Source organism: Caballeronia terrestris (assembly GCF_001544515.1).
In the GTDB taxonomy this organism is placed as follows: Bacteria; Pseudomonadota; Gammaproteobacteria; order Burkholderiales; family Burkholderiaceae; genus Caballeronia; species Caballeronia terrestris.
The window spans coordinates 61,964-88,072 of record NZ_FCOL02000007.1 but is presented as its reverse complement, the minus strand read 5'-3'; the positions used below and the strand labels follow the sequence as shown (position 1 = coordinate 88,072).

Sequence of the window (26,109 nt, the reverse complement as noted above, 5' to 3'; positions counted from 1 at the left end):
TAGAAGCGAACCACGCCATGTACGTCATCAACTTGCGCTACACCGGCGCGCTGGCCGAAATCGACGACGCGCTCGACGCGCATCGCCTCTTCCTCGAACGCCAGTTCGCGGCGGGCGTGTTCGTCATGGCGGGGCCGAAAGTGCCGCGCGAAGGCGGGATCATCGTGGCATCGGCGATCGAGCGCGACCGGCTCGACACGATCCTCGCCGAAGATCCGTTCGCGCAGCAAAAGCTCGCGCACTACGAGGTGATCGAGTTCAAGGCGATGCGGCTCGCGCCTGGCCTGAACCTGCCGACGCCGCGCGAAGCGTAAAAGCAGCGCCCGGCTTTACCGCGACATCATGTTCATGGACACGTTGTGCATCACCCAAACCGTCCCGACGATCAGGAACAGCGCGGCAAGCACGGTATAGCCGAACGCGATGAGATTCCAGCGCTGCTGCTTCGAAAAGTTCAGGTGAAGAAAGTACCCCAGATGCACGACGATCTGGACGAATGCCGGCGCGCCGAGCGCGAGCAGCGCGGTCTCAGTCGGCCGGACGCGGTTCATCGCGAGCCAGAAAGCCGCCGCGGTCAGAAGCACCGACAGCACTTAGCCGACGACATAACTGCGCAGCGTGCCATGTCCGTGATCGGCCGGGGACGAGTGCGTATGAGTCGTTTAGATCACGCTCGCGAGATAGACAAAGGTAAAGACGCCGATCCAGACGATATCGAGAAAGTGCCAGAAGAGGCTCAGGCACGTGAGCCGGCGAATTTCGCACTCCGACATCGCCGGATTGCAGATGATCTGCGCCGCGAGCACGGCCATCCAGACGAGCCCCATCGCGACGTGCAAGCCGTGCGTGCCGACGAGCGTAAAGAACGACGACAGGAACGCGCTGCGGTTCGGCCCAAAGCCTTCGTTCAGCAGATGCCCGAATTCGCGGAATTCGAGCCATAGAAAGCCGAGACCGAGCAGGAAGGTGACGGCGAGCCAGCCGAGCATCGCGCAGCCGAACGTGATGCTGCTCAGCAGCAGCACAGCGGTTCGCGGTGGCGTTAGGGATTGGCTTTGGGCAAAAGAGAGAAGAGTCTGCTGCAGGCTCAGTCGAGCAGCAGTTTCAGATCGTGAACCCACGTCTGGACGCCTTGCCCGTCGCGGGCGAAGAGGCGCAGCTTGCCTTGCGGATCGAAGACATAACTCGCGGCGGTATGGTCCATCGTGTAGTCGCCGGGAGTCTTGCCCGGTGCCTTCGCGTAGTACACGCGCAGTTCCTTCGAGAGCTTCGCGAGTTGCGCATCGTCGACGGGACGCAAGCCGATGAACGACGGATTGAACGCCGTGACGTACTGCGCGAGCAGTTCGGGTGTGTCGCGCGCGGGATCGACGGTGACCATCAGCACCTGCACGCGCTTGCCGTCGGGGCCGAGTTGCTGCACGGCTTGTGAGAGCTCGGCGAGCGTCGTCGGGCAGACGTCCGGACAGTGCGTGTAGCCGAAGAAAAGGACGACGGCGCGGCCCTTGAAATCGTCGAGCGTGCGGGTCTTGCCCGATGTATCCGGCAGCGAGAAGTTGCTGCCGAACTGCGTGTTGCCGGTGATGTCGAGGTTCTTGAACTCGGGCGCCTTGTTGCACCCGGCGACGAGCGCAACGAGCGCACCCCCCGCCAGCGCGACCGCGAGCCGCGCGAAAGTCCTGCGAGCGGGATTGATCATGCGCCGATCACCGTGCGCACGTAATGATCGACGAGCAGCGCGCCGAACAGCAGCGACAAATACACGATCGAATAGCGGAAGGTCTTGCGGGCGAGCGCATCGGAATAGTCGCGGTAGATCTTCCACGCGTAGCCCAGGAAGATCGCGCCGAGCACGATTGCCGACGCCAGGTAGACCACGCCGCTCATGCCGGAGATAAACGGCATCATCGTGACGGCAAACAGGATCACGGTGTAAAGGAAGATGTGCAGCCGCGTGTATTGCTCGCCGTGGGTGTTCGGGAGCATCGGCAGGCCGGCGTTTTCGTAATCCTTGCGGCGGTAGAGCGCGAGCGCCCAGAAATGCGGCGGCGTCCACACGAAGATAATCAGCACGAGAATCCACGCGTCGCCGGGCACCGCGCCCGTGACGGCCGCCCAGCCGAGCGCCGGCGGCATCGCGCCCGACGCCCCGCCGATCACGATGTTCTGCGGCGTGTAGGGCTTGAGCAGCAGTGTGTAAACCACGGCATAGCCGACGAAGGTCGCGACGGTCAGCCACATCGTCAGCGGATTGGTGAACGTGTAGAGCGTCGCCATGCCGGCGCCGCCGAGCACTGCCGAGAACAGCAGGATCTGCGCGGTCGTGATCTCGCCGCGCGCCGACGGACGCCACGACGTGCGCCGCATCATCGCATCGACTTTTTGCTCGACGAGACAGTTGATCGCGAAGGCCGCGCCCGCCAGCAGCCAGATGCCGACCGTGCCACCGATCAGCACCGTCCACGGCACCATGCCGGGCGTCGAAAGGAACATGCCGATGACCGCGCAGAACACCGCGAGTTGCGTCACGCGAGGTTTCGTCAGCGCGAGATATTGCGAGGCGCGGTTACCGGAGGGGGAAGTTATTGTCGTGCTTTCCATGATTTGGATTCACGCTGAAACGACGTCGCGCGCGGGAAGCACGGCGCGGCCGGGACGGCTGGAAGAGAGTCGAAAGTTTAGCATAACGAGCAGCAATATCAGGATGGCTGCACCACCGTTGTGCGCCACTGCAATGGGCAGCGGCCATTGCAAGACGATGTTCGAAAGCCCCGTCAGGAACTGGATGACGATCAGCAGCAGCACGCCGTTCGCGGGCGTGCGCAGCGATTCGAAGCGGCGCAGTTTGTGCGCGAGCCACAGCATGTAAAGCACGACGACGACCGCGAATGTCCGATGCGTCCAGTGGATCGCGACGAGCGCGTCCTGCGAAATCATCTCGCCGTCGCCCGTCATGCCGAGCGCGCGCCACAGGTGAAAGCCGTGCTCGAAGTTCATCGGCGGGACCCATTGGCCGTTGCACAGGGGAAAGTCCGTGCACGCAAGCACCGCGTAATTCGTGCTGACCCAGCCGCCGAGCGCAATCTGCACGACGAGCAGCACAAGCCCGAACACCGCCGCCGGCAGCCAGCGCGCGGCCGCGGGTTCGTGGACGGGAATCGGCGTCTGACGCGCGGCGAGCCAGCCGAGCGCGCCGAGCAGCGCGAGCCCGAGCAACAGATGCAGCGTGACGATCACCGGCTGCAGCTTCATCGTGACGGTCCAGGCGCCGAACGCGCCCTGCACGCAGATCAGGAGCAGGATGCCGGTCGGCCACCACGGCGACACATGCAGCGGCCGGCGCTTCAGACGTGCCGTCCACACGATCACGACCTGCGCGATGATCAGCACGCCGATCGCCATCGCGAAATAGCGATGCAGCATCTCGATCCACGCCTTCACCATGCTGACGGGGCCGCTCGGCATCGCCTGATGCGCGGCCGTGATCGCCGCGTGCGCGACGAACGGCGACGATGTGCCATAGCAGCCCGGCCAGTCCGGACAACCGAGCCCGGAGTCGGTGAGACGCGTGAAACTGCCGAACATGATGAGATCGAGCGTGAGAAACGTCGTCAGCCAGACGAGTTTGCGGAATTTGTTGTCGTCGGCCTTGACCCAGACGTAGGACAACGGCAACAGCGCGATACAGAGCCCGATCAGGCCGAGTTGCAAAACGAACATTCTTCAGAATCCTCAGCCGATCCGCGACCACTTCAGCAGCTTCGCCAAATCGGCCTTGATCTTCGATGGTTCGGGATTCTTCGGGAAGCGCATCATCAGGTTTCCGTTCGGATCGACGAGAAAGATGTGGTCGGTGAGTTGCGTATCGTCGGAGGTTGGCAGCCATTTCGAGACTGCGCCCTGATCTGCGACAAGCATTCGCGTATCGGGCTGCGGATACGCCGTCTTGATCACGTCGGAGACGGGTTTGTCGTCCGTGCGCAACCAGACGTTGACCACGCGCTCGCGTTCGGGCCCCTGCAACGCGCGCACCTGACGCATGAAGTAGAGACGCGTCGCGCATTGCTCGTTGCAGTCGCCGCTGTTCACCGTCACCATCAGCCACTTGCCGCGCATCGCGGTGAGCGGCATCGGCTGGCCTTTTTCGTCGGTGACCATCAGTTCGCCGGGGATCGGGCGCTGCGGTTCGACCAGCACGCCATAGCTCGACGTGCCGCCGGCCGGCTTGAAGACGTAGTACATCAGGTAGGAAGCGATCACCGGCGCCGCGCAGACGAGCGCCAGGAACAGGAGCATCCAGCGTCCCTTGTTCCACGAGCCTTTCGGCGTGGTCTGCTGGTGCTGCGCGCGCGCCTTGCTGATGGCGGACGGCGACGGGCGTGGGGTTTGCATCGACAAAACGTGACCTCTATTCGATTACGCCGCACGTCTTCGCTTCTCGAAGACGCGCAGCTCGGATTCATGCTCAGACGTGACTCGTGCGATTGTCCGGATCTTCAGGATTCGAGTCCGGGTCGGCGTCCTTTTTTGCGGCGCGGCGCGCGGCGTACAGTCCGAACGCGAGCGCCGCGGCCGCCATGCCCCACCACTGGAACATGTAGCCGTAGTTGCGCTCGACGCCGAGCGTCGGCGCCGGCCAGTCGCGCACGAGTTTGTCGCCGGTGTCGTTCAGTTGCTGGATCACGAACGGCTGCAGCGGCAAGCCGGTTTCGGCGGCATAGGCCGAAACGTCGAGATTCTGCCGAATCTTCTGCCGCACCGCCGATCCGCCGCTGCCCAACTCGTAGGCCTGCGACGCATTCGCGCGCGCAACGCCTTCGATTTCGACTTCGCCCTTCGGCGTCTCGTACGGCTCGATGCCGGTACGATCGGCCAGATTGCGCGGAAGCCATCCCCGATTCACGAGCACATAGCCGCCATTGACGAGTTTAAACGGCATTACGACGTAAAAGCCTGGCTGGTCGTTATAAGGCCGATTATCGAGATAAACGACCTGTTCCGGCAAAAATTCCCCCCGCGCGAGCACGCGATGAAACTCGATGTCCTTCAGCGGCAACGACGCCGCGCCGACGCGTTGCGCGGGCGCATTCTCGAACGCGACGATTCGCGCGTTAAGCGCTTCCTTCTGATGCGCGCGGTCGCGCTGCCAAAAACCGAGCTTCACTGTGATCGCTACCACGATCAGGATCAGCAGCGCGGGCCAGAAACGGACCGTCAGAAACCTCATACCGGCGATCCGCGCCGCGCGACGCGGCACGTTCCCTGCGGTGCGATAATCGATTGATCTAACTTCTTACGCCAATCGCTGGCGAGTTTCATGCATATCTTCGTTGCCATCGCATTCATCCTTATCATCGGCAGCCTCGGCTCGGCGCTGTACTTCATGATGACGGACAAGGGCAAGACCAAACGGATGGTGTGGTCGCTTGCCATGCGCGTCGGCTTGTCCATCTCGCTCTTCCTGTTCATCCTGTTTGCGCACTGGATGGGCTGGATTCAATCGACCGGCATTCCGCTCGGGCGCTGAGGCGGCACGAAGGTTCGGTTTGCCTCTGCTCAGGCGACGCGCTGGTGCGGCATAGCAGCGCACTTCTCTTGATTCACGCCTCAAAAACAAAACGCCGCCCGGAGAAGTTGAGGGCGGCGCTTCTTGACTCAACGGTGGACGGCGCGTATCGCGACCGTCCGTCGCTGCGAACGCTTACAGCCAGTACACGACGATGTACAACCCTAGCCACACGACGTCCACAAAGTGCCAGTACCACGCGGCGCCTTCGAACGCGAAGTGGTGCTCCGCCGTGAAGTGTCCGCGGATCAGCCGCACCGTCACCACCGCCAGCATCGTGCCGCCGAGGAACACGTGGAAACCGTGGAAGCCAGTCAGCAGGAAGAACGTCGAGCCGTACACGCCGGACGCGAGCGTCAGGTTCAGTTCGTTGTACGCGTGGAAATATTCGTAGCCCTGGCAGAACAGGAAGATCAGGCCGAGCAGCACGGTCGCGGTGAGCCAGATGATCGCCTTGTGACGATGGTTCTCGCGCAGCGCATGGTGCGCCACCGTCAATGTCGCGCCCGAGCTCAGGAGAAGCGCGGTGTTGATCGTCGGCAGCGGCCAGGGCGTCATCGCGCGGAAGTGGCCGACGAGCGCAGCCGGGCCCGTATTCGGCCAGACGGCGGAGAAATCCGGCCAGATCAGCTTGTAGTCGAGGCTACCGAGTTCGTGCATCGCGATGGCGCGGGCGTAGAACAGCGCGCCGAAGAACGCCGCGAAGAACATCACCTCGGAGAAGATGAACCAGCTCATGCTCCACCGGTACGACGTGTCGACGCGCTTGCCGTACATGCCGCCTTCCGATTCGGAGATCGCGTCGCCGAACCAGTGCCACAGCACGAACAGCACGAACAGGACACCGAGTAACGTCGTGAACGGCGCCCAGCTATGGCCGTTGACCCATTGCGCCAGCGATCCGAGCGCGACCAGCAAGCCGACGGCCGCCATGATCGGATGCCGTGACGGGTGCGGCACAAAGTAGTACGGGCTATCGTTTTGACCGCTCATTTTTGATTCTCCACTTCGATCCAGTTGCTTGATTTCTTCGGCCCCCGACCGCGCTTCGCTCGCTGCCGCGCCGGCCTGCCACTTGATTCGTCTATCCCACCACCGCCCGCACCACCAGCAGCAACACGCCGATGAACAACGCCGCACCGATCACCGCCGCCACGACCAGATGCAGCGGATTCAACTGCGCGGCATCGCTTTCGAGGTCGGCCCGGCGGCGTACGCCAAAAAACGACCAGAACACCGCCTTCAACAACTTCAGGATGCTCGTCTTCTGCACGGGCTTGCCGGACTTGTCTGCTTCGACCATCGTTTCTTCCTCGCCACGCTTCACTGCCTGAGCGCCGGCACTCAAGCCCCACCGCCGCCCTTCGCCACCGATTTCGGCGCCGCCAGCTCGAAGAACGTGTACGACAGCGTGATCGTCTTCACATCCTTCGGCAACTTCGGATCGACGACGAACACTACCGGCATGCGCTTCGTCTCGTTCGCGGCGAGCGTCTGCTGCGTGAAGCAAAAGCATTCGATCTTCTTGAAGTACTCAGTGGCCTCTTTCGGCGCGTAGCTCGGAATAGCCTGCGCCTGAACCGTACGCCCCTGCTCGTTGGTCACCTGGTACATCACCGTCATCACTTCGCCGGGGTGCACGTCGAGACTGCTTTGCTCCGGCTTGAACTGCAGCGGGCCGCGCGCGTTCGCATCGAATTCAATCGAAATCGTGCGGCTCGCATCGACCTGCGTATTCTTCGCCTCGCGTGCGGTTGCGTCGCGCTGCACGAGGTTGTTGATGCCGGTGATCGAACAAATCGCGCGATACATCGGCACCAGCGCAAAACCGAACCCGAACATCAGCCCCGCCACGACGACGAGTTTCACGAGCATCGAGCGGTTGAACGCGCGGTCTGACTCTGCTTCTTGCGGACTCGACACGTCGTTGCTCATCCTCTTGACGCCAGGTACTGATTCACGACGGCCGCCGCAAAAAAGACGGCGACGATGCCGAGCAGGATCAGGCCGAGCCGCTTGTTGCCCGCGCGAATCTGCTCCGGCGAACGTCTTTCTTGTGGATTGCGCGTCATGCTTCGAACTTCTGCTTCCGTTAGGTGTTGCCTGCAAGGCTCCGGCTGAGCCCCGCAGCACTGCAACTGTCTTGAACTTACTCGACGGTCGGCGGATTTTCGAACGTATGGAACGGCGCCGGACTCGGCACGGTCCATTCAAGGCCTTCCGCGCCATCCCACGGCTTGTCGCCGGCTTTTTCGAGCTCGCCGCCGCCACGGTACGCCGGCAGCGCGACCGCGAACAGGAAGTACACCTGCGCGAGACCAAAACCGAACGCGCCGATCGTCGCGACCTGGTTGAAGTCGGTGAACTGCGCCGGGTAGTCAGCATAGCGGCGCGGCATGCCCGCGAGACCCAGAAAGTGCATCGGGAAGAACGTGATGTTGAAGAAGATCATCGACGCCCAGAAGTGAATCTTCCCGCGCGTTTCGTTGTACATCCAGCCCGTCCACTTCGGCGCCCAGTAGTACCAGCCCGAGAACAGCGCGAAGAGCGACCCCGCCACGAGCACGTAGTGGAAGTGCGCCACCACGTAATAGGTACCGTGCATCTGGATGTCGAGCGGCGCCATCGAGAGGATCAGGCCGGTGAAGCCGCCCATCGTGAACACGAACAGGAAGCCGATCGCGAAGATCATCGGCGTTTCGAACGAGAGCGAACCGCGCCACATCGTTGCGACCCAGTTGAACACCTTCACGCCCGTAGGAACGGCGATCAGCATCGTCGCGTACATGAAGAAGAGCTGGCCCGTCACCGGCATGCCGGTCGCGAACATGTGGTGCGCCCAGACCATGAACGAGAGGATCGCGATCGATGCGGTGGCGTACACCATCGAGCTATAGCCGAACAGCGGCTTGCGCGCGAACGCCGGAATCACCTGCGAGACGATCCCGAACGCCGGCAAGATCATGATGTACACCTCGGGGTGACCGAAGAACCAGAAGATGTGCTGGTACATCACCGGATCGCCGCCGCCCGCCGCGTTGAAGAACGACGTGCCGAAGTGGCGGTCGAACAGCACCATCGTGATGGCGCCCGCGAGAACCGGCATCACCGCGATCAGCAGGTACGCCGTGATCAGCCACGTCCACGCGAACATCGGCATCTTCATGAGCGTCATGCCGGGCGCGCGCATGTTCAGGATCGTCACGACGATGTTGATGCCGCCCATGATCGACGACGCGCCCATGATGTGGACCGCGAAAATCGCGAAGTCCATGCCCGGGCCCATCTGCGTGGAGAGCGGTGCGTACAGCGTCCAGCCGGCGGCGGTCGCGCCGCCCGGTGCGAAGAACGAACCGACCAGCAGCACGGCCGCGGCCGGCAGCAGCCAGAAGCTGAAGTTGTTCATCCGCGCAAAGGCCATGTCCGACGCGCCGATCTGCAGCGGGATCATCCAGTTCGCGAAGCCGACGAACGCCGGCATGATCGCACCGAACACCATGATCAGGCCGTGCATCGTGGTCAACTGGTTGAAGAACTCGGGACGCATGATCTGCAGACCGGGCTCGAAAAGCTCGGCGCGGATCATCAGCGCCATCACGCCCCCGGAGAGGAACATGATGAACGAGAACAGCAGGTACAGCGTACCGATGTCCTTGTGGTTGGTGGCGAATAGCCACCGGCGCCAACCATGCGGTGTTGCGTGCGCGTGGTCGTCGTGCGCGTGGTCGTGACCCGCGGCTACATCGTGTCCGATGCTAGACATGACAATCTCCTAAAGCGAATGCTGCGGCACTTGGTGCGGCCCGCCCTTCCCGGACGGACGCGACACGTCAAGCAGCCGGACTGATCTCTACGCGACGGGCTTCTTTCGCATCCGCGCCGCCCGTAATGGTTTCCGGCTTTTTCAAAACGATGCGATCTTCGGCGACGCCCGCTGCCTTCAGCGCATCGCGCACGGCTTGCGCGCGATTCTTGGCGAGTTCGGCGTTCTTGTCGGCGGAACCGGTGGCGTCGGTGAAACCCGACAGCGCGAGCTTCGCGTCCGGATGGGCCTTCGCATAAGCGGCGGCCGCTTCGACGGCCGCAGTTGCATCGGCCGGCAGCGTGCTCTTGCCCGTTTCGAAATAGATGCTTGCCGGTAGTCCGCCAGCTTGCGCAGCGTCCGCGCCCGAAGCGGCGGGTGCAGCAGGTGCCGCCGGTGCTGCGCTTGCTGCTTGAGCCGCCGGTGCTGCCGACGCTTCAGCCGCCGGAGCCGCTGCCGCGAGATGATCGCCGCCTGCCGGCATCTTGCCGTTGCGGGCATCGGCGACCTGCTTCGGCTGCAGGAGATCGGCAGTCTTGTTGCCCCACGAATTGCGTTCGAACGTGACGACCGACGCGATTTCGACGTCGTTCAGCGCCGTGGCCCACGGCGGCATCGCGCCCTTGCCGTGCAGCACGATGTTGACGTGCTCGGCGATCGGACCATTGGCGATCTTGCTGCCGTCGAGCGCCGGGAACGCGCCCGCGCCCTTGCCGTTCGGCTGGTGGCAGACCGCGCAGTTCGACGCGTAGACCTTCTCGCCGCGCGCCTTCAGTTCGTCCATCGTGTACGTCTTGTTCGGATCGTCCGATGCCGCGGCCAGCTTCTTCTTCTGGTTGTCGACCCATTTCGCGTAGTCGTCGGCGGAGAGGACTTCGACGACCACCGGCATGTACGCATGCTCCTTGCCGCAGAGCTCAGTACAGAAGCCGCGGAACGTGCCGACCTTCTCGGCCTTGAACCACGTATCGCGCACGAAGCCGGGAATCGCGTCCTGCTTCACGCCGAACGCGGGCACGTACCACGAGTGCACGACGTCGTTCGCGGTGGTGATGATGCGGATCTTCTTGTCGACGGGAACCACGAGCGGGTTGTCGACTTCCTGCAGATAGAGATTCGAGATCGGCGTCTGGCCGTTCGTTTCGCTGCGCGGCGTGGAGAGCGTGGAGTAGAAGTTGATGCCTTCGCCTGGACCCTTCACGTAGTCATAGGCCCACTTCCACTGATAGCCGGTGACCTTGACGGTGAGATCGGCGTTGGTGGTGTCCTTCATCGCGACGACGGCCTTCGTGGCCGGCAACGCCATCAGCACGACGATCACGAACGGCGCGATCGTCCAGATGATTTCGACGGTGGTGCTTTCGTGGAAATTCGCCGCCTTGTGGCCGCGCGACTTCCGGTGGACGAACATTGAATAGAACATGACGCCGAACACGCCGAGGAAGATCACCGTGCAGATGATCAGCATGAACGTGTGGAGGCCAAAGAGCTCCTCGGCGATCTTCGTCGCGGGCTGCTGGAAGTTGAGCTCGTTGACACGAGGACCGCCAGGAGCGTCGGTGACCGCCAGGGCTGCACCGGCCGCGAGCAATCCGCCTGCCGCCAGCACACCCGAGAGGGCTCGCTTGATTGTTTTCATAGCTTCCTTACCCAAAATTTCCATTCAAACCCTCGACCCCCGTGTGCATCGGTCGCTTGTGCCGCGCGCTTGGCCGCCCTCCCTCAGGCGCCGCGCCTGAGCCACGATTGCAGCTCAGCGGCAAACTGCTTGCGACGATGCTGTGCAAGGTGTAGCCCGATTTTCACCGACTGTCCGCGCGATACGATCGTGAGCGGATCTCTCGGTGCCGCGCCCGTTTCGACCCGCACCCAGCGCGGGTTGAACTCGAACTGCGTCAATTCTTCGGCATTCATCTGTTCGATCAGCAGCCGGTTCTGAAAAAGCCGGATGCGTTCGTAGTCGACTGCGTGCCGCGCGTAGATTCCGAACGCGACGGCGACCGCCAATAATTCGATACCGGTGAACGGCAGCACCAGCCAGGCACCGTTCACGACCAACAGGATCGCGATAGCCAGCGAAAACAGCGCAAGCGAGACGAAAAAGCCCACGAACTGGCGTGGCGACGCGGAGCAGTTTCGCTTCATGAGCCACTCCTTCACGACTGGCTCGGTGTCCGTCAGCAAGGCACTTTGTTCCATCGCCGTCTCCGTCGATCTGCTCGGACTTTGACCAAAATCGTTACCAGCCGGGCGACAAACTGACGCATTATAGGCGCGTTACCGTGCATCCACAAGCAAGGGGCAGAACAGCGCAAAGCCAAGCGCCACAAGCCTCTGCGCCCAATTGACGCAGGTTTTTCCCCGCATTTCCGACGCAAATTTCAGACATAACAGATGCCCTCTTTACCGCGTCACCGATTCTTCTTTGGGCCGCGTCCTATATCTTCCAGTCGCACGATTCCGTGCCCTTCCGCCGTCATTCTCGGCACCGCTTTCCACGCGTGGCCGTAGATGACTTCGAAGGTCAAAGGGATCGTGCCGTCGTCGCGCCGAAGGGCTTCGAGCGCTCTGTAAACCGCGCCGCGCAAGGCTTCGGCGTCGATGGAGCTTGCTTCGACCGTGCGCTCGAACGGATACGCGCCCCAGCCGCGGACGTCCTCTAACAGCGATTCAGGCGAGCGGTAGGTGATCGTCAGCACCTCCTGGTCCATCACCGGAATCTCGAAGCCGCTTTCGACCAGCATGTCGCCGAGGTCGTGCATGTCGACGAAATCGATCGTGTGCGGCCGTGGCGCGATGCCAAGCGAGCCTTCCGCAGCACGATACGCGCGGCTCAGCTCGCGCAGCGTATCCGGGCCGAACGTGCTGAACATCAAGAGGCCGTTGACCTTGAGGACGCGCTGCCATTCGGGAAAGACGAGATCGGGACGCGAATGCCAATGCAGCGCGAGGTTCGACCAGAGCAGTTCGAACGCTTCGCCCGCGAACGGCAGCGCGGAGAAATCGGCCTGCGCGAGTTGCGGGCCGCGCGCGCCGAAAGCCTTGCTGAGCGTGGCGGGAAGGAAGCGCCGCCAACCGGCGTCGGCTTGTGCGTCGGCGCTTTCGGCGACGTTCGCGCGCGCGAGCATCGCCGAGGAGATGTCGATGCCGAGGACAGAGGCTTCCGCGAATCGCTCGCGCAGGCCGGGCAGGTCGGCGCCGATGCCGCAGGCGGCGTCGAGGACGCGCGTCGGCGTCACCTTGATGTAGTCGAGCCGCTCGCGCATGCGCTCTGCGATCTCGCGCGTCAGGAACGAGACGTCGTCGAATGCGGCGGCGCGGGCGTCGAAAATCTCGCGCAGACGGCGCGGATCATAGGCCGGTCGGCCAGATTTGGCGGATGTTGGGGACATGGCGGTCTGCTCGCGAAGAGTGCGAAGTATACTCGGTCGTCTTGAAAACAGCCCGCGAAAGCCGTGCCGTGCGGGTTTGGCCTGATTCGATGGAGTGTTTCGCATGGACGTCACGGCTTCGTTCGCTCGTGTCGCGGGCACGCGCTTTTTTGTGCGTGCACGGCGTACACTCGCGCGGCTTTGCGACGTCGCGCTGCCCGGTCAATGCGCGTTGTGTGGCAATTTGTCGCAGAGCGTGGTGTGTCGAGGATGCGACGAATCCTATTGGAACGAGCCACGTTCAAGATGCAGGACGTGCGCGTTGCCGATGCCTGCGTTTCGTCGCGAGGACGATGCGTCAGCGCGGCATTGCGCGGCGTGTCTCGACGAACCCCCGTGGTTCAACGCGACGCTCGCGCTCGCCGACTATCGCGCCCCGCTCGACACCCTCGCGCTAGACCTGAAGTTCCGCGCGCGGCTCGGCACCGGCAATGCGTTCGCGCGTCATCTTCAATCGCGCTTCGAAGACAGCGATTTGCCGATGCCAGACGTGATCGCGCCGGTGCCACTGTCGAGGAAGCGCCTGATCTCGCGCGGCTACAACCAGGCTTGGGCGATCGCGAGGCCGCTGGCGAAGCGCCTCGGCGTGAAAAGCGATCCGATGCTCGCGCGCCGCACGATCCACACCGCGCCGCAATCGAAGCTCGATCTCGATACGCGGCGCCGCAACTTGGGCAACGCGTTCGAGGTGCAAAAAGACGTGCGCGGGCTGCACATTGGAATCATTGATGACGTGATGACCTCCGGCGCCACGCTCGACGCTCTCGCCCGCACGCTCAAGCAATCCGGCGCGCGCCGCGTGACGAATTTCGTCGCGTTGCGCACGCCGAAAGACTAACGAAGCACTTTTGACTTTCTGCACATGTTCAACGTCGTCCTGGTCGAACCCGAAATCCCGCCGAACACCGGCAACGTGATCCGCCTGTGCGCGAACACGGGCGCGCGGCTGCATCTGATCGAGCCGCTCGGCTTCCCGCTCGACGACGCGAAAATGCGCCGCGCCGGGCTCGACTATCACGAGTACGCGCAGATGCACGTCCACGCGGACTGGGACGCCTTCCTCGCGAAGGAAGCGCCGGACGCGGCGCGCATGTTCGCGTTCACGACGCGCGGTTCGACGCCGTTCTTCGATCACGCGTTCCAGCCCGGCGACTGGTTCGTGTTTGGCGCGGAAACGCGCGGTCTCGCCGACGCGGTGCTGAGCCGCTTTCCGAACGAACAGCGCGTGCGTTTGCCGATGCGGCCGGGCAACCGGAGTCTGAATCTGTCGAATACGGTGGCGGTGGTGACGTTCGAAGCGTGGCGTCAGACGGGCTTCGAGGGCGGGGCCTGAGTGGAAAGCGCTTCTCTATAGCGGTCGAGCATGTCCTGCTGGAAGCAGGCGAAGATCACGCGTTCTATCGACGGCGTGAGGGCAAGCGTGGCAATCACGGTTTTAACGGCGATGTGCACGGCTTCGTCGACGGGGAATCGGTAGATGCCGCAACTGATGGCGGGAAACGCGATCGACATGCAACGCGCTTCGTCCGCCAGTTCGAGCGACCGTCGGTAGCAGTTTGCGAGCAGCGCAGGTTCATCGCGCTTGCCGCCGCTCCACCGCGGCCCTACCGCGTGGATAACGTGCTTCGCAGGTAATTGATACGCGCCGGTGAGTTTCGCGTGGCCGGTTTCGCAACCGCCGAGCGTCGCGCATTCGTCCTTCAATCCGCGCCCCGCTTTGCGGTGAATCGCGCCATCGACACCGCCGCCGCCCAGCAACGACTTGTTCGCCGCGTTGACGATGGCGTCGACGTGAAGCGTCGTGATATCGACGAGTTGCGCTTCCAGCGTGCAATGACCGAGAGCGAACATCGCGAATCTCCCTTGGGACAACCTCGCGCTATTCGGCCTTCGCGTCCCGGCTGAGCAGCGCCTGCACCGCGTTGCGCGGCGTGACGTCCTCGAATAGCACGCGGCATACCGCGTGGGTGATCGGCATCTCGATATTGCGCGATGCCGCGAGCGCCAGCACGGCGCGAGCGCAGCGCACGCCTTCCGCGACATGGCCGAGCGCCGCGAGAATCTCGGTGAGCGTGCGGCCGCTCGCAAGCTGGACGCCGACCGTCCGATTGCGGGACAGGTCGCCCGTTGCGGTGAGGATCAGGTCGCCCAAGCCGGTCAAGCCGGTAAAGGTTTCCGCGCGGCCGCCAAGCGCGACGCCCAGCCGCGACATTTCCGCGAGACCGCGCGTGATCAGCGCGGCGCGAGCGTTGAGACCGAGGCCGAGGCCGTCGGAAATGCCCGTCGCGATCGCGAGCACGTTCTTGACCGCGCCGCCGACTTCGACGCCGATCACATCATCGCCGGTATAGATGCGCATTGCACCGTGGTGGAACGCGGCGACGGTACGCTCGCCGAGCACGGCCGAGGCGCTCGCGACCGTCAGTGCAACAGGCAAGCCCTGTCCGACTTCGCGCGCGAAGCTCGGGCCGGACAGCGTGCCGTTGCTCGCGTGATCCGGCAGTTCGGCCGCGACGACTTCATTCGGCAAACATTGGGTATCGGCTTCGAAGCCCTTGCAGAGCCACACGATATGCGCCGGAACGATGCCGATATCGCGCATCGACCGGCAGAGCGCGCGCAGGCCGGCCACCGGCGTCGCGACGACGCACAACGCATCATCCGCCGCCGCTTGGCCCAACGCCGACGCGAGATCCGCGTCGTAGCGCAAGGACGCGGGCAGCGTCACGCCGCGCAGATAGCGCTCGTTTTCGTGCGAGGTGGAAAGCGATTCGACGAGCGCGCGATCGCGCGCCCAAAGTACTGCGTCATGCCGCGCAGCCAGATGGCCCGCGAGTGCGGTGCCCCAGGCACCGGCACCGAGAACAGCTACTTTCATGCTCGGCTCCGGGTCCGGCGGGTTTGGCTAAGGCAAGCGCGGCGGCGAAGGGCGCTCAGTGCGTCGCGCCGTTCGGGGCGTCGGGTGCGCCCGCAAGTTGCGCGATGCGTTGCTCGTAGAGCGCCTGGAAGTTGATTTCCGCGAGGTGGATCGGCGGGAAACCGGCGCGGGTAATGGCGTCCGCGATATTCGAGCGCAGGTACGGGAACAGGATGGTCGGGCAGGCAATGCCGACGAGCGGATCGACCTGATCGGCCGGAATGTTGCGGATATCGAAAATGCCGGCTTGCTTGGCTTCGATCAGGAACGCGACCTTGTCAGTGACCTTTGCGGTGACGGTGCCCGTGACCAGCACTTCGAAGACGCTTTCCGCGAGGCGCTCGGCCTTCACGTCGACTTCGACTTCCACCGACGGCATTTCCTGTTCGAGGAAGATGCCCGGCGAGTTCGGCTGCTCGAGCGACATATCCTTCAGGTAAATGCGCTGGATGTTGAAGAACGGCTGGTTGTTGTCGTCAGACATGGTGGATTCCCTTGATTATTTCGAAATCGGCGCCGCGCTTTTATTGGTTGGGCTGCGGCGCCGCCCACCGCGTTTTTTGCGCGGCAGAATGCTTTAGGCCGATTCGAGCAGCGGCGTCAAGCCGCCCTTGCGATCGAGCGCGGAGAGATCGTCGTAGCCGCCGACGTGTGTATCGCCGATGTACACCTGCGGCACCGTCCGCCGGCCGGTACGCGTCATCATTTCCTCACGCCGGCCGGGCTCGCGATCGATGAGCACCTTTTCGATGCTCTCGACCCCGCGCGACTTTAAAAGACGTTCGGCCATCTGGCAATACGGACACACTTGCGTGCTGTACATGACAACTTTCTTCACTTGACTGCTCCTTGTTTCACGACCGGCATGCCGGCCTTCTGCCAGGCGTCCAAGCCGCCCTGCAGAACATGGACTTCGCTGTAGCCGGCCTCGGAAACGGCCTGGCTCGCCTTCTGCGATTGCTGTCCGGTCTGGCACACGAGAATGACCGGATTGCTCTTATTCTTCGCGATCTGGCCGATTTTTGCTTGGAGCTCGCTCATTTCCAGGTTCCGCGCCGACGGGAGATGACCCGCGGCGAATTGCGCAGTGGGACGCAGGTCGACGACCACGGCGTTGCGCCGGTTGATCAGCGTCGTGGCTTCGGCAGCGGAAACGCCGCCGCGCCCGCGCCGGGTGATCGCCGGCCAGAGGAGCAACCCACCGGAGATGAGGACGATGGCGATGAGTACAAGGTTCGTGTAATCGGTGAAAAACTTCACGGAAGGGCCGCCGAAAGTGGAGAAAGGGAAGAAAGGGAAATCAGGAGAATCGGGGCATTATAAAATAACCGTTTGCCGCGATGGCCTCTGCCGTTCGGCCGATGGCGCGCAACGCCCGCAGCGAGCAGAATCGAGCTTTCCCGCTTTTCCCCCGCTTCCCAACTAACCGACCTATCAGACATGTACAAGCTAGTGCTCATCCGCCACGGCGAATCGACGTGGAACAAGGAAAACCGGTTCACCGGCTGGGTCGACGTCGACCTGACCGAGCAGGGCAACCGCGAAGCGCGCCAGGCAGGCGTGCTGCTGAAGGAAGCCGGCTTCTCGTTCGACATCGCCTACACGTCGGTGTTAAAGCGCGCGATCCGCACGCTGTGGCACGTCCAGGACGAAATGGACGAGATGTACCTGCCGGTCGTCCATTCGTGGCGCCTGAATGAGCGTCACTACGGCGCGCTCGCGGGCCTCAACAAGGCCGAAACCGCGAAGAAGTACGGCGACGAACAGGTGCTGGTCTGGCGCCGCAGTTACGACACGCCGCCGCCCGCGCTCGAACCGGACGACGAGCGGACATCGTTCAACGATCCGCGCTACGCGAAGGTGCCGCGCGAGCAGTTGCCGCTCACCGAGTGTCTGAAAGACACCGTCGCGCGCGTGCTGCCGATCTGGAACGAATCGATTGCGCCGGCCATCAAGTCGGGCAAGCGCGTCGTGATCTCCGCGCACGGCAATTCGATGCGCGCGCTGGTCAAGTACCTCGACAACATCTCGGACGACGACATCGTCGGGCTGAACATTCCGAACGGCGTGCCGCTCGTGTATGAGCTCGACGCCGACCTGAAGCCGATCAAGCACTACTATCTCGGCGACCAGGAAGCCATCGCCGCCGCGCAGGCCGCGGTCGCCAAGCAAGGCAAGGCGGGCTAAAAGAAGGCTCGCCGGCCGGAAAATCCTGCGCCGCTGGATGCAGCGCGGGATCTTCCGATCCTCGTGCGGCCGCGTTCGCGGCGACGCGTGCGAACCGGCATCAGCGTATGGCGATCTCCGTTGCAATGCCGAATAGCGGGTCGGTCAGCGCATGGAATGAGCGCTCCGCAAAGAACCGACTCAAGACAGGCATTCCAGTCACCTGCTTTGCACACCCCGCCGTCGCACAAATGTCCACGCGTTCCGGCCGGCCGAAACTCCCCGCTCCGCCTTTACCCGCGCGTTTAAGCTGCGTTTAAGTCGCCGCCGGGAACGAGCATGTATACTGACCCGTCACCCACGATCCAGCCTAATCCGCTTCCGACCGCAACACTCTATGCGAAAGAACCTGAAAAACATCGGCCTGATCGCCGCGGGCCTCGCTACCGGCGCGCTCGCAACTCTCCAGATTTCCGCGTCCGCCCAGCAAGCCGCTACCGCCCCGCTGCCGCTCGATCAATTGCGGTTGTTTGCCGAAGTTTTCGGGCAAATCAAGCATGAATACGTCGAACCGGTCGACGACAAGAAACTTCTCACCGCCGCCATCAAGGGCATGGTGTCGAGCCTCGATCCCCATTCGTCCTATCTCGACAAGACGGATTACGAAGAGCTCCAGGAGCAGACCAAAGGCCGTTTCGCGGGTCTGGGTATCGAAATTTCGTCGGAAGACGGTCTGATCAAGGTGATTTCGCCGATCGAGGACACGCCCGCGTTTCGCGCCGGCATCCGTCCGGGCGACCTGATTACGCGCATCAACGACAAACCCGTGCGCGGCATGACGCTCGACAAGGCCGTGAAGCAGATGCGCGGCGAACCGGGTACGAAGGTCACGCTCACCATTTTCCGCAAGACCGACGACCGCACGTTCCCTATCACCGTCACGCGCGCACTGATTCGTGTGCAGTCGGTGAAGATGAAGGTGCCGGAGCCGGGCTACGGCTATGTGCGCATCACGAGCTTCCAGGAGCGCACCGTGCCCGATCTCGCCGCGAAGCTGCAGGATCTCGCGCGCCAGCAGCCGGATCTGAAGGGCCTCGTGCTCGATCTGCGCAATAACGGCGGCGGCCTGCTGCAAAGCGCAGTCGGCGTCGCGGGCGCGTTTTTGCCGGATAACGCCGTCGTCGTATCGACGAACGGGCAGATCGCGGACGCGAAGCAAACCTTCCGCGACACCTACGACAACTACCGCCTCCCGTCCTTCGATTCCGATCCGCTGAAGGACGTGCCGGCGATCTTCAAGAAAGTGCCGATCGTCGTGCTGACGAACGCTTATTCGGCGTCGGCGTCGGAGATCGTCGCGGGTGCGCTGCAGGATCATCATCGCGCGCTGATCGTCGGCAAGACGACGTTCGGCAAGGGCTCGGTGCAGACCGTGCGTCCGATGACCGCCGACACCGCCCTGCGCCTCACGACGGCCTATTACTACACGCCGAGCGGCAAGTCGATCCAGAACCAGGGCGTGCGCCCCGACGTTCCGGTCGACCAGTACGCGGAAGGCGATCCGGACGACGCACTCGTCACGCGCGAAGTCGATTACTCGAACCACCTCGCGAACACGCAGGATCCGAACGAGAAGAAGGAACAGGAAGCGCGCGAGTCCGACCGTCTCGAGCAACTGCGCATTCTCGAAGAGCAGAACGACAAAAAGACGCCGGAACAGCGTCGCAAGGATCGCGAGCGCAAGCCGGTCGAGTTCGGCAGTTCCGACGACTTCATGCTGCAACAGGCGCTGAACAAACTCGAAGGCAAGCAGGTCGTCGAATCGAAGTCGATCAGCGAACGCAAGCTGGCGCTGAACAAGCCCCCGCGTTCGGCTTCGGCGCCCGTCGCCGTGAAGCCGGCGCTGCCGGCCACGCCGGGATCGGGTGCCACTCCGGCTTCCGCGCCGACGGCCGAAAGCAAGTAAGTAGCATTTGCAGTATCGAACGGGCTTCGCGGCGTCACGCCACGAAGCCCGTTTTTCATTGGGGCATGCGTGGACGTTGCGCGCTTAAAATGACGGATTCGATCAAGTCGCAACGCCCACCCACCCGCACCGCCCGATGAACGACGACCAACTCCTCCGCTATTCCCGCCATATTCTCGTCGACGAGATCGGCATCGAGGCGCAGCAGCGCTTTCTCGACGCGCACGCACTCGTGATCGGCGCGGGCGGACTCGGGTCGCCGGCGGCGATGTATCTGGCGGCGTCAGGGGTCGGCGAGATAACGCTGGTCGATGCCGATACCGTCGATCTCACCAATCTGCAGCGGCAAATCCTGCATGTGACGCGATCGGTCGGACGGCCGAAGGTCGAATCCGGACGTGACGCGCTCGCCGCGCTCAATCCCGGCGTCAAGGTCAATGTGCTACAGCAGCGTGCCGACGCCGCCTGGCTCGACAAAAACGTGCCGCGCATGACCGTCGTGCTCGACTGCACGGACAACTTCGCGACGCGCCACGCGATCAACGCGGCCTGCGTCAAGCACGGCGTGCCGCTCGTGTCGGGCGCGGCGCTGCGGTTCGACGGCCAGATCAGCACCTTCGACTTCCGTTCGCCGCAGTCGCCCTGCTACGCGTGCGTCTTCCCGCCGGATCAGGCGTTCGAGGAAGTCGCGTGCTCGACGATGGGTGTGTTCGCGCCGACCGTCGGCATCATCGGCGCGATGCAGGCGGCCGAGGCGCTGCGCGTGATCGGCGGCTTCGGCGAGACGCTCGCCGGACGCCTGATGATGCTCGACTCGCTGCGCATGGAATGGAACACGATGCGCATCGCGCGCCAGCCGTCGTGTCCGGTATGCGGAACGCGCCACGGCTGAACGTGCGAATGTGACGTTGCTATCTCAAATTTAAGAGTTCTCCAGTTTCGACGATGAGTACGCCGCTTTAAGGTGGCGCAACACTTTTTCGCGATCAGGCGGCCGGCTTTTGCACAAGCCGGCGGCATCGAACGGAGTTCACGACATGAGCAGCACCGGCAACAAAGAAAGCACCCAGCGCGGCCTCACCGAAAGCACGTTCGCCAAACCCGGCGCTCCCGGCATCGCCGGACCCGAAGGCATTCGCTACGACTTCAACTACGGCTGCCGCGTGCAGGTTCCCGTCGACGGCTGGCGCGTGCGCATGGTCGATCTCGACACCCATAGCCTGCTATTCGACGAGCCGGTCGAAGCGGGCGTCGTCGTGACGAGCCGGCGCAAGTATTTCGTGCGCTTCCAGCTCCTGGTGCACGATGGTGAACGGCTCGTGTTCTCGCACAGCTACGACGCGCGCGGGAAAAAAGTCGTGGTGCGCCCATCGACGATGGCGCTCGGCGATTCACTCGCGTGGGTGCCGATCGTCGATGTGTTTCGCGAGGCGCATCAATGTGAGCTGGTCATGCTGCTCGCGCCGCACTTGCAGCCTCTTTTGCGCGCAGGATATCCCGATATTCGTTTCGTCTCGAAAGAAGAACTCGAAGCCGTCGGCGACGATGCCTATGCAACCTACTACCTCGGCCTCTTCTCGCCCTACACCGATCGCGACCACCAGCCGACCGACCCGCGCGTGAGCAGCATGCAGGACACCGTTTCATACATGCTTGGCGTGCCGTGCGAGGAGCGTCGGCCGCGGCTCGTCATCGCGGATACGGCGCGGCGCATTCCCGAGCGCTACGTTTGCATCGCGACGCAGGCGACCGCGCAATGCAAATACTGGAACAACCCGCGCGGCTGGCCGACCTTGATCGCGCATCTGAAGGAATTGGGCTATCGCGTGCTGTGCATCGACCGCAATCGCGAGTACGGCCTTGGCGATCACATCAACAAGATGCCCGAAGGCTGCGAGGATTTCACGGGCGACCTTCCGCTGCAGGAACGCGCGAGCCTGCTGCTACACGCGGATTTTTTCGTCGGTTTGGGGAGCGGGCTGTCGTGGCTCGCGTGGGCGGTCGGGACGCCGGTCGTGATGATCAGCGGCTTCTCGCACCCGCAGACCGAATTCCAGACGCCGTATCGCGTGATCAACTTTCACGCGTGCAATAGCTGCTTCAACGATACGACCACGCAATTCGACGCCCGCAATTTCCTCTGGTGTCCGCGCCGCCACGACAAGCCGCAGCCGTTCCAGTGCACGTGGTCGATTTCTCCGGAGCACGTCATTCTTAACGTACACCGGGTCATCGCCGAGCACCGGATCGCGGAAATTTAGGCTTTTTGCAACTGCGCGAGCGCCGTCGCAAGTTCAGCGGGCTCGTAGGCCGCGAGCACATCGGCGACGGGTTTCTCGAACGCCTTCAGATTCGAGCGCAGGATTTCCTGCTTCACGACGAGCAACTGGCTCGGATGCATCGAAAATTCGGTCAGCCCCAGGCCGAGCAGCAAGCGGGTGGCGGTCGGATCGCCCGCCATTTCCCCGCAAATCGACACCGGCACGCCCGCGCGCTTCGCCTCGCGCAGCGTGAACGCGATCAGATTCAGCACCGCCGGGTGCAGCGGATCGTACAAATGCGCGACGGCGTTATCCGCGCGATCGATCGCGAGCGTGTACTGGATCAGATCGTTCGTGCCGATCGACAGGAAATCCAGCCGCTTCAGGAACAGCCGCACGGCGATCGCCGCAGCCGGAATCTCGATCATCGCGCCCACTTGGACGTTCGGATCGTAGGCGATGCCGGCGTCGTCGAGCTGGCGCTTCGCTTCCTGGATCAGGTCGAGCGTCTGATCGATTTCCTGCGCGTGCGCGAGCATCGGAATCAGGATCTTCGTCGGCCCGAACGCGGACGCCCGCAAAATCGCCCGCAGTTGCGTCATGAACATCTGCGGCTCGGAGAGGCTCCAGCGGATCGCGCGCAGGCCGAGCGCGGGATTCGGCGCGGTCTCGTAGCCGTCGCCGCCCATCGAATCGAGCGGTTTGTCGGCACCCACGTCGATCGTGCGGATCGTCACCGGCCGGCCGTTCATCAGCTCGATCGCGCGCTTGTACGCCTCGAACTGCTCCTCTTCCTCCGGCAGCCGGTTCTTGTGATTCATGAACAGGAATTCGGTGCGGAACAGCCCAACACCCATCGCGCCAGCTTCCACGGCTGTCTGCGCGTCGTCGGGCAGTTCGATATTCGCGCACAGTTCAATCTTCGTGCCGTCGAGCGTCTGCGTCGGCGAGAATTTCAGGCGCTGCAGCTTGCGCTGTTCGAGCACCTTTTCGCTTTGCCGATACGAATATTCCTCGAGCACGATCGGCGCCGGATCGACGATCACGATTCCATGATCGCCGTCGACGATGATCAGATCGTTCTGACGAATCAGCGCGCTTGCCTGCTGCACGCCGACCGACGCCGGAATCCCGAGACTGCGCGCGACGATCGCGGTGTGCGATGTGCGGCCGCCGAGGTCCGTCACGAAGCCCTTGAACGCCTGCGTCTTGAACTGGAGCATGTCGGCGGGCGCGATGTCGTGCGCGACGACGATCATCTCGTTATGCCCGTTGCTGGCGGCGTTGTGCACGACGAGCGACGCCGTCGACGGCGCGCCCGCCAGCGCCTTCAGCACGCGCTCCACGACCTGCTCGATGTCTGCCTTGCGTTCGCGCAGGTATTCGTCTTCGATGTCGTCGAAATGGCGGCTCAGGATCTGGAGCTGCTCAGTGAGCGCCCATTCGACGTTGTAACGCCGCGTGCGCACGAGATCGATGGTCTCCTGCACGAGCATGGCGTCGTTCAGGATCATCGAATGGACGTTGATGAAGGCGCCCATTTCGCTGGGTGCGTCGGCGGCGAGGTCTTCGCGCAGGGCGTCGAGTTCCGCGTGCACGGCTTCTTGCGCCGCGTGAAAGCGAGCGATTTCCGCGCCGATCTGGTCGGGCTCGATCAGGTAATGGTCGACGTCGAGGGCCGCGGGCGCGATCAGATACGCGCGCCCGATGGCGATGCCGCGTGAGACGGGAATTCCATGCAGCGTGAATGACACGCGCACCTCCTCTAGTTGTGATTGTCCGCGGTCTCTCATTGCCGCGGCTGGCGCTTGGATTCGGCGCGATCATTATAAATTCGATCGGCGCCCCGGACCCGTTGTGGCGCGACCAAGGGAGGGTTTTGGAGCGTTTGCTGCGGTGGACGAACAAAAGCCGCGTCGAGGCGCGGCTTTATCGGTCTGCTGGAACGGCTGAACGAGCGTTACTGCCCTTCGCCGAATTTGTCGGCAATCAGCGCGAGAATGGATTTCATCGCCTCGTCTTCATCCGACCCTTCCGTCTCGATCACGACGGTGGCGCCGATGCCCGCCGCCAGCATCATCACGCCCATGATGCTTTTCGCGTTGATCCGGCGGCCGTTGCGGCTCATCCAGATTTCACACTGATAGCTGCCTGCCAGTTGTGTGAGTTTGGCCGATGCGCGCGCGTGGAGCCCCAGCTTGTTCACGATTGTTGTTTCTTGTTGCAGCATGATGCTCCGAAGCGCTGAATGAAGGAAAAAAGTGCGTCGTCAGGTCGTGGCCTTCGCCGTGACAAGGTCCGCGCTCGCCGAGGACGCCGGATCGGCCGTGCCTGGCGACGCTGTGGCGAGAGCGCAGGGGTTCTGCGGCGTTGTCGAATCGAGTTCCTGGATGCCTTTCGAGCCGCCCTGCAAGATCTTTTCGGTGAGCGTGGCGAGCGGTGTCGTGCGATAGCAGACCGCCCGCACCAGCATCGGCAGGTTGACGCCGGCAAGAACGCGCACGTCCTCGCCTGCGAGACTCTGCGCGATGTTCGCGGGCGTCGCGCCGAACACGTCGGTGAGCACGATCGCGCCGTTGCCTTCGCGCAGACGATCGATTTCGGAACGGGCGAATGCGCGGACCTCGACCGGATCGCAATCCGGCATGACGTCGATGACGCCGATGCGCGCGGGCAAGCCGCCGTAGATGTGAGCGACACACTCCCGCAGCGCGGAGGCGAACGGTGCGTGCGCGATGATCAGAATGCCAGCCATATCAGAGTTACTGCCCCAAAACGACGAAAACCGTCGGTGAACATCGAAATGCGCCAAGTTTGGCGGCCGGGATGCCAGTTTCGGAGCGATGGACGAAAGCCTTAAGCTTAGGCGCGTTCCGTTCAGACCGCTTGCGACATCCTTTACAAGCGATATCGGCAGCTTAGGCCGCGATCCTTAATCTAGCCTTTAACGGCGCTTTCGCACGCCGGATCGCGCCCTGAATACGACACCCCACGGTCGGCAGATTGTAACAGTCTGGTTCGTTCAGCCTGCCGCGCGCTCCAGCGCGTCGATGAACATGCCGGCGACGTCGAAGCCCGTCTGGTCCATGATTTCGCGGAAGCACGTCGGGCTCGTCACGTTGACTTCGGTGAGGTAGTCGCCGATTGCGTCCAGCCCGACAAGCAGCAAACCGCGCGAATACAGCTCGGCTCCGAGCGTTTCCGCGATCTCGCGATCCCGCTCCGAAAGCGGCTGCGCACGGCCCAGACCGCCCGCCGCGAGATTGCCGCGCACTTCGCTGCCCTGCGGGATCCGCGCGAGCGAATAAGGCACTGGCTGGCCGCCGATCAAGAGAATGCGCTTGTCGCCGTCGGTGATCTGCGGGATGAACTTCTGCGCCATCACCGAGCGCGCGCCGTCCTCGCTCAGCATCTCGATAATCGACCCGAGATTCATACCGTCCGCCTTCACGCGGAACACGCCCATGCCGCCCATGCCGTCGAGCGGCTTCAGGATCACGTCGCCGTGTTCGGCGTGAAAGCCGCGCAGACGCGCCGGGTCGCGCGTGACGAGCGTCGGCGCGACGTACTGCGGCCATTCGGCGATCGCGAGTTTCTCGGAGTGATCGCGGATCGCCTGCGGCTTGTTGAAGACGCGTGCGCCCGCGCGTTCCGCCATTTCAAGGAGCCACGTTGAATTGACGTACTCCATGTCGAACGGCGGGTCCTTGCGCATCAGGACGGCGTCGAAATGCGTGAGCGGCAGGTGTTCCGGTTGCTCGGCCGCGTACCATGGCGAGCGGTCGCTGTTCGCTTCGTCGCCGACGATCGAAATGCGCCGCACGCTCGCCTCGACGCCGCTGCCCGCCCACGCCAGATGCTGCGGCTCGCACGCGTAGAGCACGTGACCGCGGCGCGCGGCTTCGGCCATCATCGCGTAGGTCGTGTCCTTGTAGATCTTGAAGCGATCGAGCGGATCGGCGATAAAAAGGATGTCCATAAGGGTCCACAGTGGGTTGTT

Annotated in this window: 31 protein-coding genes and 1 pseudogene; 8 read left to right on the top strand and 24 right to left on the bottom strand. The window is 63.2% G+C overall.

Annotated elements, in window-relative coordinates:
- The first annotated feature begins 17 nt into the window (after window positions 1–17).
- Window positions 18–314 carry a YciI family protein gene (locus AWB67_RS08580; protein WP_087655811.1) on the top strand — a complete coding sequence of 99 codons (297 nt, stop codon included), beginning with the start codon at window positions 18–20 and terminating at the stop codon, window positions 312–314.
- Between the two features lie 15 nt (window positions 315–329).
- Here AWB67_RS08580 and cyoD read toward each other — a convergent pair whose 3' ends face one another.
- From cyoD to AWB67_RS08545, 7 genes and pseudogenes are all read right to left on the bottom strand, one after another.
- Entirely contained in the window at window positions 330–593 is a 264-nt protein-coding gene (gene cyoD / locus AWB67_RS08575; RefSeq protein WP_235025081.1) for a cytochrome o ubiquinol oxidase subunit IV, read from the bottom strand.
- A gap of 69 nt (window positions 594–662) precedes the next feature.
- Window positions 663–1,031 (bottom strand): annotated as a pseudogene (locus AWB67_RS08570) (cytochrome c oxidase subunit 3); the annotation flags it as partial.
- Between the two features lie 56 nt (window positions 1,032–1,087).
- The gene (locus AWB67_RS08565; RefSeq protein WP_087655810.1) at window positions 1,088–1,699 is read right to left on the bottom strand and encodes an SCO family protein; all 612 of its coding nucleotides are present in this window, start codon (window positions 1,697–1,699) and stop codon (window positions 1,088–1,090) included.
- Window positions 1,696–2,601, bottom strand: coding sequence for a heme o synthase (cyoE, locus tag AWB67_RS08560; protein ID WP_087655809.1), 906 nt, complete (start codon window positions 2,599–2,601; stop codon window positions 1,696–1,698). Before cyoE ends, AWB67_RS08565 begins: the two co-directional genes overlap by 4 nt.
- Before the next feature lie 9 nt (window positions 2,602–2,610).
- A complete protein-coding gene (locus AWB67_RS08555) occupies window positions 2,611–3,720 on the bottom strand; it encodes a COX15/CtaA family protein (protein ID WP_087655808.1) in 1,110 nt (369 codons plus the stop codon).
- Between the two features lie 12 nt (window positions 3,721–3,732).
- A complete protein-coding gene (locus AWB67_RS08550; RefSeq protein ID WP_374729807.1) occupies window positions 3,733–4,398 on the bottom strand; it encodes an SCO family protein in 666 nt (221 codons plus the stop codon).
- 67 nt (window positions 4,399–4,465) lie between these two features.
- A complete protein-coding gene (locus AWB67_RS08545; protein WP_374729806.1) occupies window positions 4,466–5,227 on the bottom strand; it encodes an SURF1 family protein in 762 nt (253 codons plus the stop codon).
- 90 nt (window positions 5,228–5,317) lie between these two features.
- Here AWB67_RS08545 and AWB67_RS08540 point away from each other — a divergent pair, with 90 nt between their 5' ends.
- Entirely contained in the window at window positions 5,318–5,527 is a 210-nt protein-coding gene (locus AWB67_RS08540; RefSeq protein WP_087655806.1) for a twin transmembrane helix small protein, read from the top strand.
- A gap of 174 nt (window positions 5,528–5,701) precedes the next feature.
- Here the strand turns inward: AWB67_RS08540 and AWB67_RS08535 are convergent, their stop codons facing one another.
- From AWB67_RS08535 to AWB67_RS08500, 8 genes are all read right to left on the bottom strand, one after another.
- Window positions 5,702–6,559, bottom strand: a complete 858-nt coding sequence (locus AWB67_RS08535; protein WP_087655805.1) for a cytochrome c oxidase subunit 3 — start codon at window positions 6,557–6,559, stop codon at window positions 5,702–5,704.
- A gap of 91 nt (window positions 6,560–6,650) precedes the next feature.
- Window positions 6,651–6,869, bottom strand: a complete 219-nt coding sequence (locus AWB67_RS08530; protein ID WP_087655804.1) for a DUF2970 domain-containing protein — start codon at window positions 6,867–6,869, stop codon at window positions 6,651–6,653.
- A 41-nt stretch (window positions 6,870–6,910) separates the two neighbouring features.
- Window positions 6,911–7,501, bottom strand: a complete 591-nt coding sequence (locus tag AWB67_RS08525; RefSeq protein ID WP_374729805.1) for a cytochrome c oxidase assembly protein — start codon at window positions 7,499–7,501, stop codon at window positions 6,911–6,913.
- Entirely contained in the window at window positions 7,498–7,638 is a 141-nt protein-coding gene (locus tag AWB67_RS41390) for a cytochrome oxidase small assembly protein (RefSeq protein ID WP_087655803.1), read from the bottom strand. The genes AWB67_RS08525 and AWB67_RS41390 overlap by 4 nt, the downstream gene beginning before the upstream one ends.
- A gap of 77 nt (window positions 7,639–7,715) precedes the next feature.
- Window positions 7,716–9,329: a cytochrome c oxidase subunit I gene (ctaD, locus tag AWB67_RS08515; RefSeq protein WP_087655802.1), complete on the bottom strand. Its 1,614-nt coding sequence runs from the start codon at window positions 9,327–9,329 to the stop codon at window positions 7,716–7,718.
- Between the two features lie 67 nt (window positions 9,330–9,396).
- Window positions 9,397–11,031, bottom strand: coding sequence for a cytochrome c oxidase subunit II (coxB, locus tag AWB67_RS08510; RefSeq protein ID WP_087655801.1), 1,635 nt, complete (start codon window positions 11,029–11,031; stop codon window positions 9,397–9,399).
- A 59-nt stretch (window positions 11,032–11,090) separates the two neighbouring features.
- A complete protein-coding gene (locus tag AWB67_RS08505) occupies window positions 11,091–11,567 on the bottom strand; it encodes a DUF2244 domain-containing protein (protein WP_087655800.1) in 477 nt (158 codons plus the stop codon).
- Between the two features lie 212 nt (window positions 11,568–11,779).
- On the bottom strand, window positions 11,780–12,760 hold the full coding sequence (locus tag AWB67_RS08500; RefSeq protein ID WP_087655799.1) for a methyltransferase domain-containing protein: 981 nt from the start codon (window positions 12,758–12,760) through the stop codon (window positions 11,780–11,782).
- 103 nt (window positions 12,761–12,863) lie between these two features.
- Here AWB67_RS08500 and AWB67_RS08495 point away from each other — a divergent pair, with 103 nt between their 5' ends.
- Together AWB67_RS08495 and trmL are read left to right on the top strand one after the other, a co-directional pair.
- A complete protein-coding gene (locus AWB67_RS08495; protein WP_235025080.1) occupies window positions 12,864–13,637 on the top strand; it encodes a ComF family protein in 774 nt (257 codons plus the stop codon).
- Between the two features lie 24 nt (window positions 13,638–13,661).
- Entirely contained in the window at window positions 13,662–14,132 is a 471-nt protein-coding gene (gene trmL / locus AWB67_RS08490) for a tRNA (uridine(34)/cytosine(34)/5-carboxymethylaminomethyluridine(34)-2'-O)-methyltransferase TrmL (protein WP_087655798.1), read from the top strand.
- Here trmL and AWB67_RS08485 read toward each other — a convergent pair.
- The 5 genes from AWB67_RS08485 to AWB67_RS08465 all read right to left on the bottom strand — a co-directional run bounded on the left by AWB67_RS08485 (window position 14,105) and on the right by AWB67_RS08465 (window position 16,976).
- Window positions 14,105–14,650, bottom strand: coding sequence for an O-acetyl-ADP-ribose deacetylase (locus AWB67_RS08485; RefSeq protein ID WP_087655797.1), 546 nt, complete (start codon window positions 14,648–14,650; stop codon window positions 14,105–14,107). The genes trmL and AWB67_RS08485 overlap by 28 nt on opposite strands.
- 28 nt (window positions 14,651–14,678) lie before the next feature.
- On the bottom strand, window positions 14,679–15,677 hold the full coding sequence (locus AWB67_RS08480) for an NAD(P)H-dependent glycerol-3-phosphate dehydrogenase (RefSeq protein ID WP_087655796.1): 999 nt from the start codon (window positions 15,675–15,677) through the stop codon (window positions 14,679–14,681).
- A gap of 55 nt (window positions 15,678–15,732) precedes the next feature.
- Window positions 15,733–16,200 (bottom strand): protein-export chaperone SecB, encoded by a 468-nt coding sequence (gene secB / locus AWB67_RS08475; RefSeq protein ID WP_087655795.1) that lies wholly within the window; start codon window positions 16,198–16,200, stop codon window positions 15,733–15,735.
- A gap of 93 nt (window positions 16,201–16,293) precedes the next feature.
- Complete coding sequence (gene grxC, locus AWB67_RS08470; RefSeq protein WP_087655794.1) at window positions 16,294–16,554, bottom strand: glutaredoxin 3; 261 nt, start codon at window positions 16,552–16,554, stop codon at window positions 16,294–16,296.
- Complete coding sequence (locus AWB67_RS08465; RefSeq protein WP_087655793.1) at window positions 16,551–16,976, bottom strand: rhodanese-like domain-containing protein; 426 nt, start codon at window positions 16,974–16,976, stop codon at window positions 16,551–16,553. The genes grxC and AWB67_RS08465 overlap by 4 nt, the downstream gene beginning before the upstream one ends.
- A gap of 180 nt (window positions 16,977–17,156) precedes the next feature.
- Between AWB67_RS08465 and gpmA the strand changes: the two genes are divergently transcribed.
- The 4 genes from gpmA (at window position 17,157) to AWB67_RS08445 (ending at window position 22,109) form a co-directional block, all read left to right on the top strand.
- Window positions 17,157–17,903, top strand: a complete 747-nt coding sequence (gene gpmA / locus AWB67_RS08460) for a 2,3-diphosphoglycerate-dependent phosphoglycerate mutase (RefSeq protein ID WP_087655792.1) — start codon at window positions 17,157–17,159, stop codon at window positions 17,901–17,903.
- Between the two features lie 376 nt (window positions 17,904–18,279).
- Window positions 18,280–19,848: a S41 family peptidase gene (locus tag AWB67_RS08455; protein WP_087655791.1), complete on the top strand. Its 1,569-nt coding sequence runs from the start codon at window positions 18,280–18,282 to the stop codon at window positions 19,846–19,848.
- A 136-nt stretch (window positions 19,849–19,984) separates the two neighbouring features.
- Window positions 19,985–20,740, top strand: a complete 756-nt coding sequence (locus tag AWB67_RS08450) for a HesA/MoeB/ThiF family protein (RefSeq protein ID WP_087655790.1) — start codon at window positions 19,985–19,987, stop codon at window positions 20,738–20,740.
- Window positions 20,741–20,885: 145 nt separating this feature from the next.
- Entirely contained in the window at window positions 20,886–22,109 is a 1,224-nt protein-coding gene (locus AWB67_RS08445) for an autotransporter strand-loop-strand O-heptosyltransferase (RefSeq protein WP_087655789.1), read from the top strand.
- Here the strand turns inward: AWB67_RS08445 and ptsP are convergent.
- The 4 genes from ptsP to gshB all read right to left on the bottom strand — a co-directional run bounded on the left by ptsP (window position 22,106) and on the right by gshB (window position 26,088).
- On the bottom strand, window positions 22,106–23,863 hold the full coding sequence (gene ptsP, locus AWB67_RS08440) for a phosphoenolpyruvate--protein phosphotransferase (protein ID WP_200822198.1): 1,758 nt from the start codon (window positions 23,861–23,863) through the stop codon (window positions 22,106–22,108). The genes AWB67_RS08445 and ptsP overlap by 4 nt on opposite strands.
- Before the next feature lie 206 nt (window positions 23,864–24,069).
- A complete protein-coding gene (locus AWB67_RS08435) occupies window positions 24,070–24,339 on the bottom strand; it encodes an HPr family phosphocarrier protein (RefSeq protein WP_087655787.1) in 270 nt (89 codons plus the stop codon).
- 39 nt (window positions 24,340–24,378) lie between these two features.
- Window positions 24,379–24,864 carry a PTS sugar transporter subunit IIA gene (locus AWB67_RS08430; protein ID WP_087655786.1) on the bottom strand — a complete coding sequence of 162 codons (486 nt, stop codon included), beginning with the start codon at window positions 24,862–24,864 and terminating at the stop codon, window positions 24,379–24,381.
- 267 nt (window positions 24,865–25,131) lie between these two features.
- A complete protein-coding gene (gene gshB, locus AWB67_RS08425) occupies window positions 25,132–26,088 on the bottom strand; it encodes a glutathione synthase (RefSeq protein ID WP_087655785.1) in 957 nt (318 codons plus the stop codon).
- Window positions 26,089–26,109: the final 21 nt, after the last annotated feature.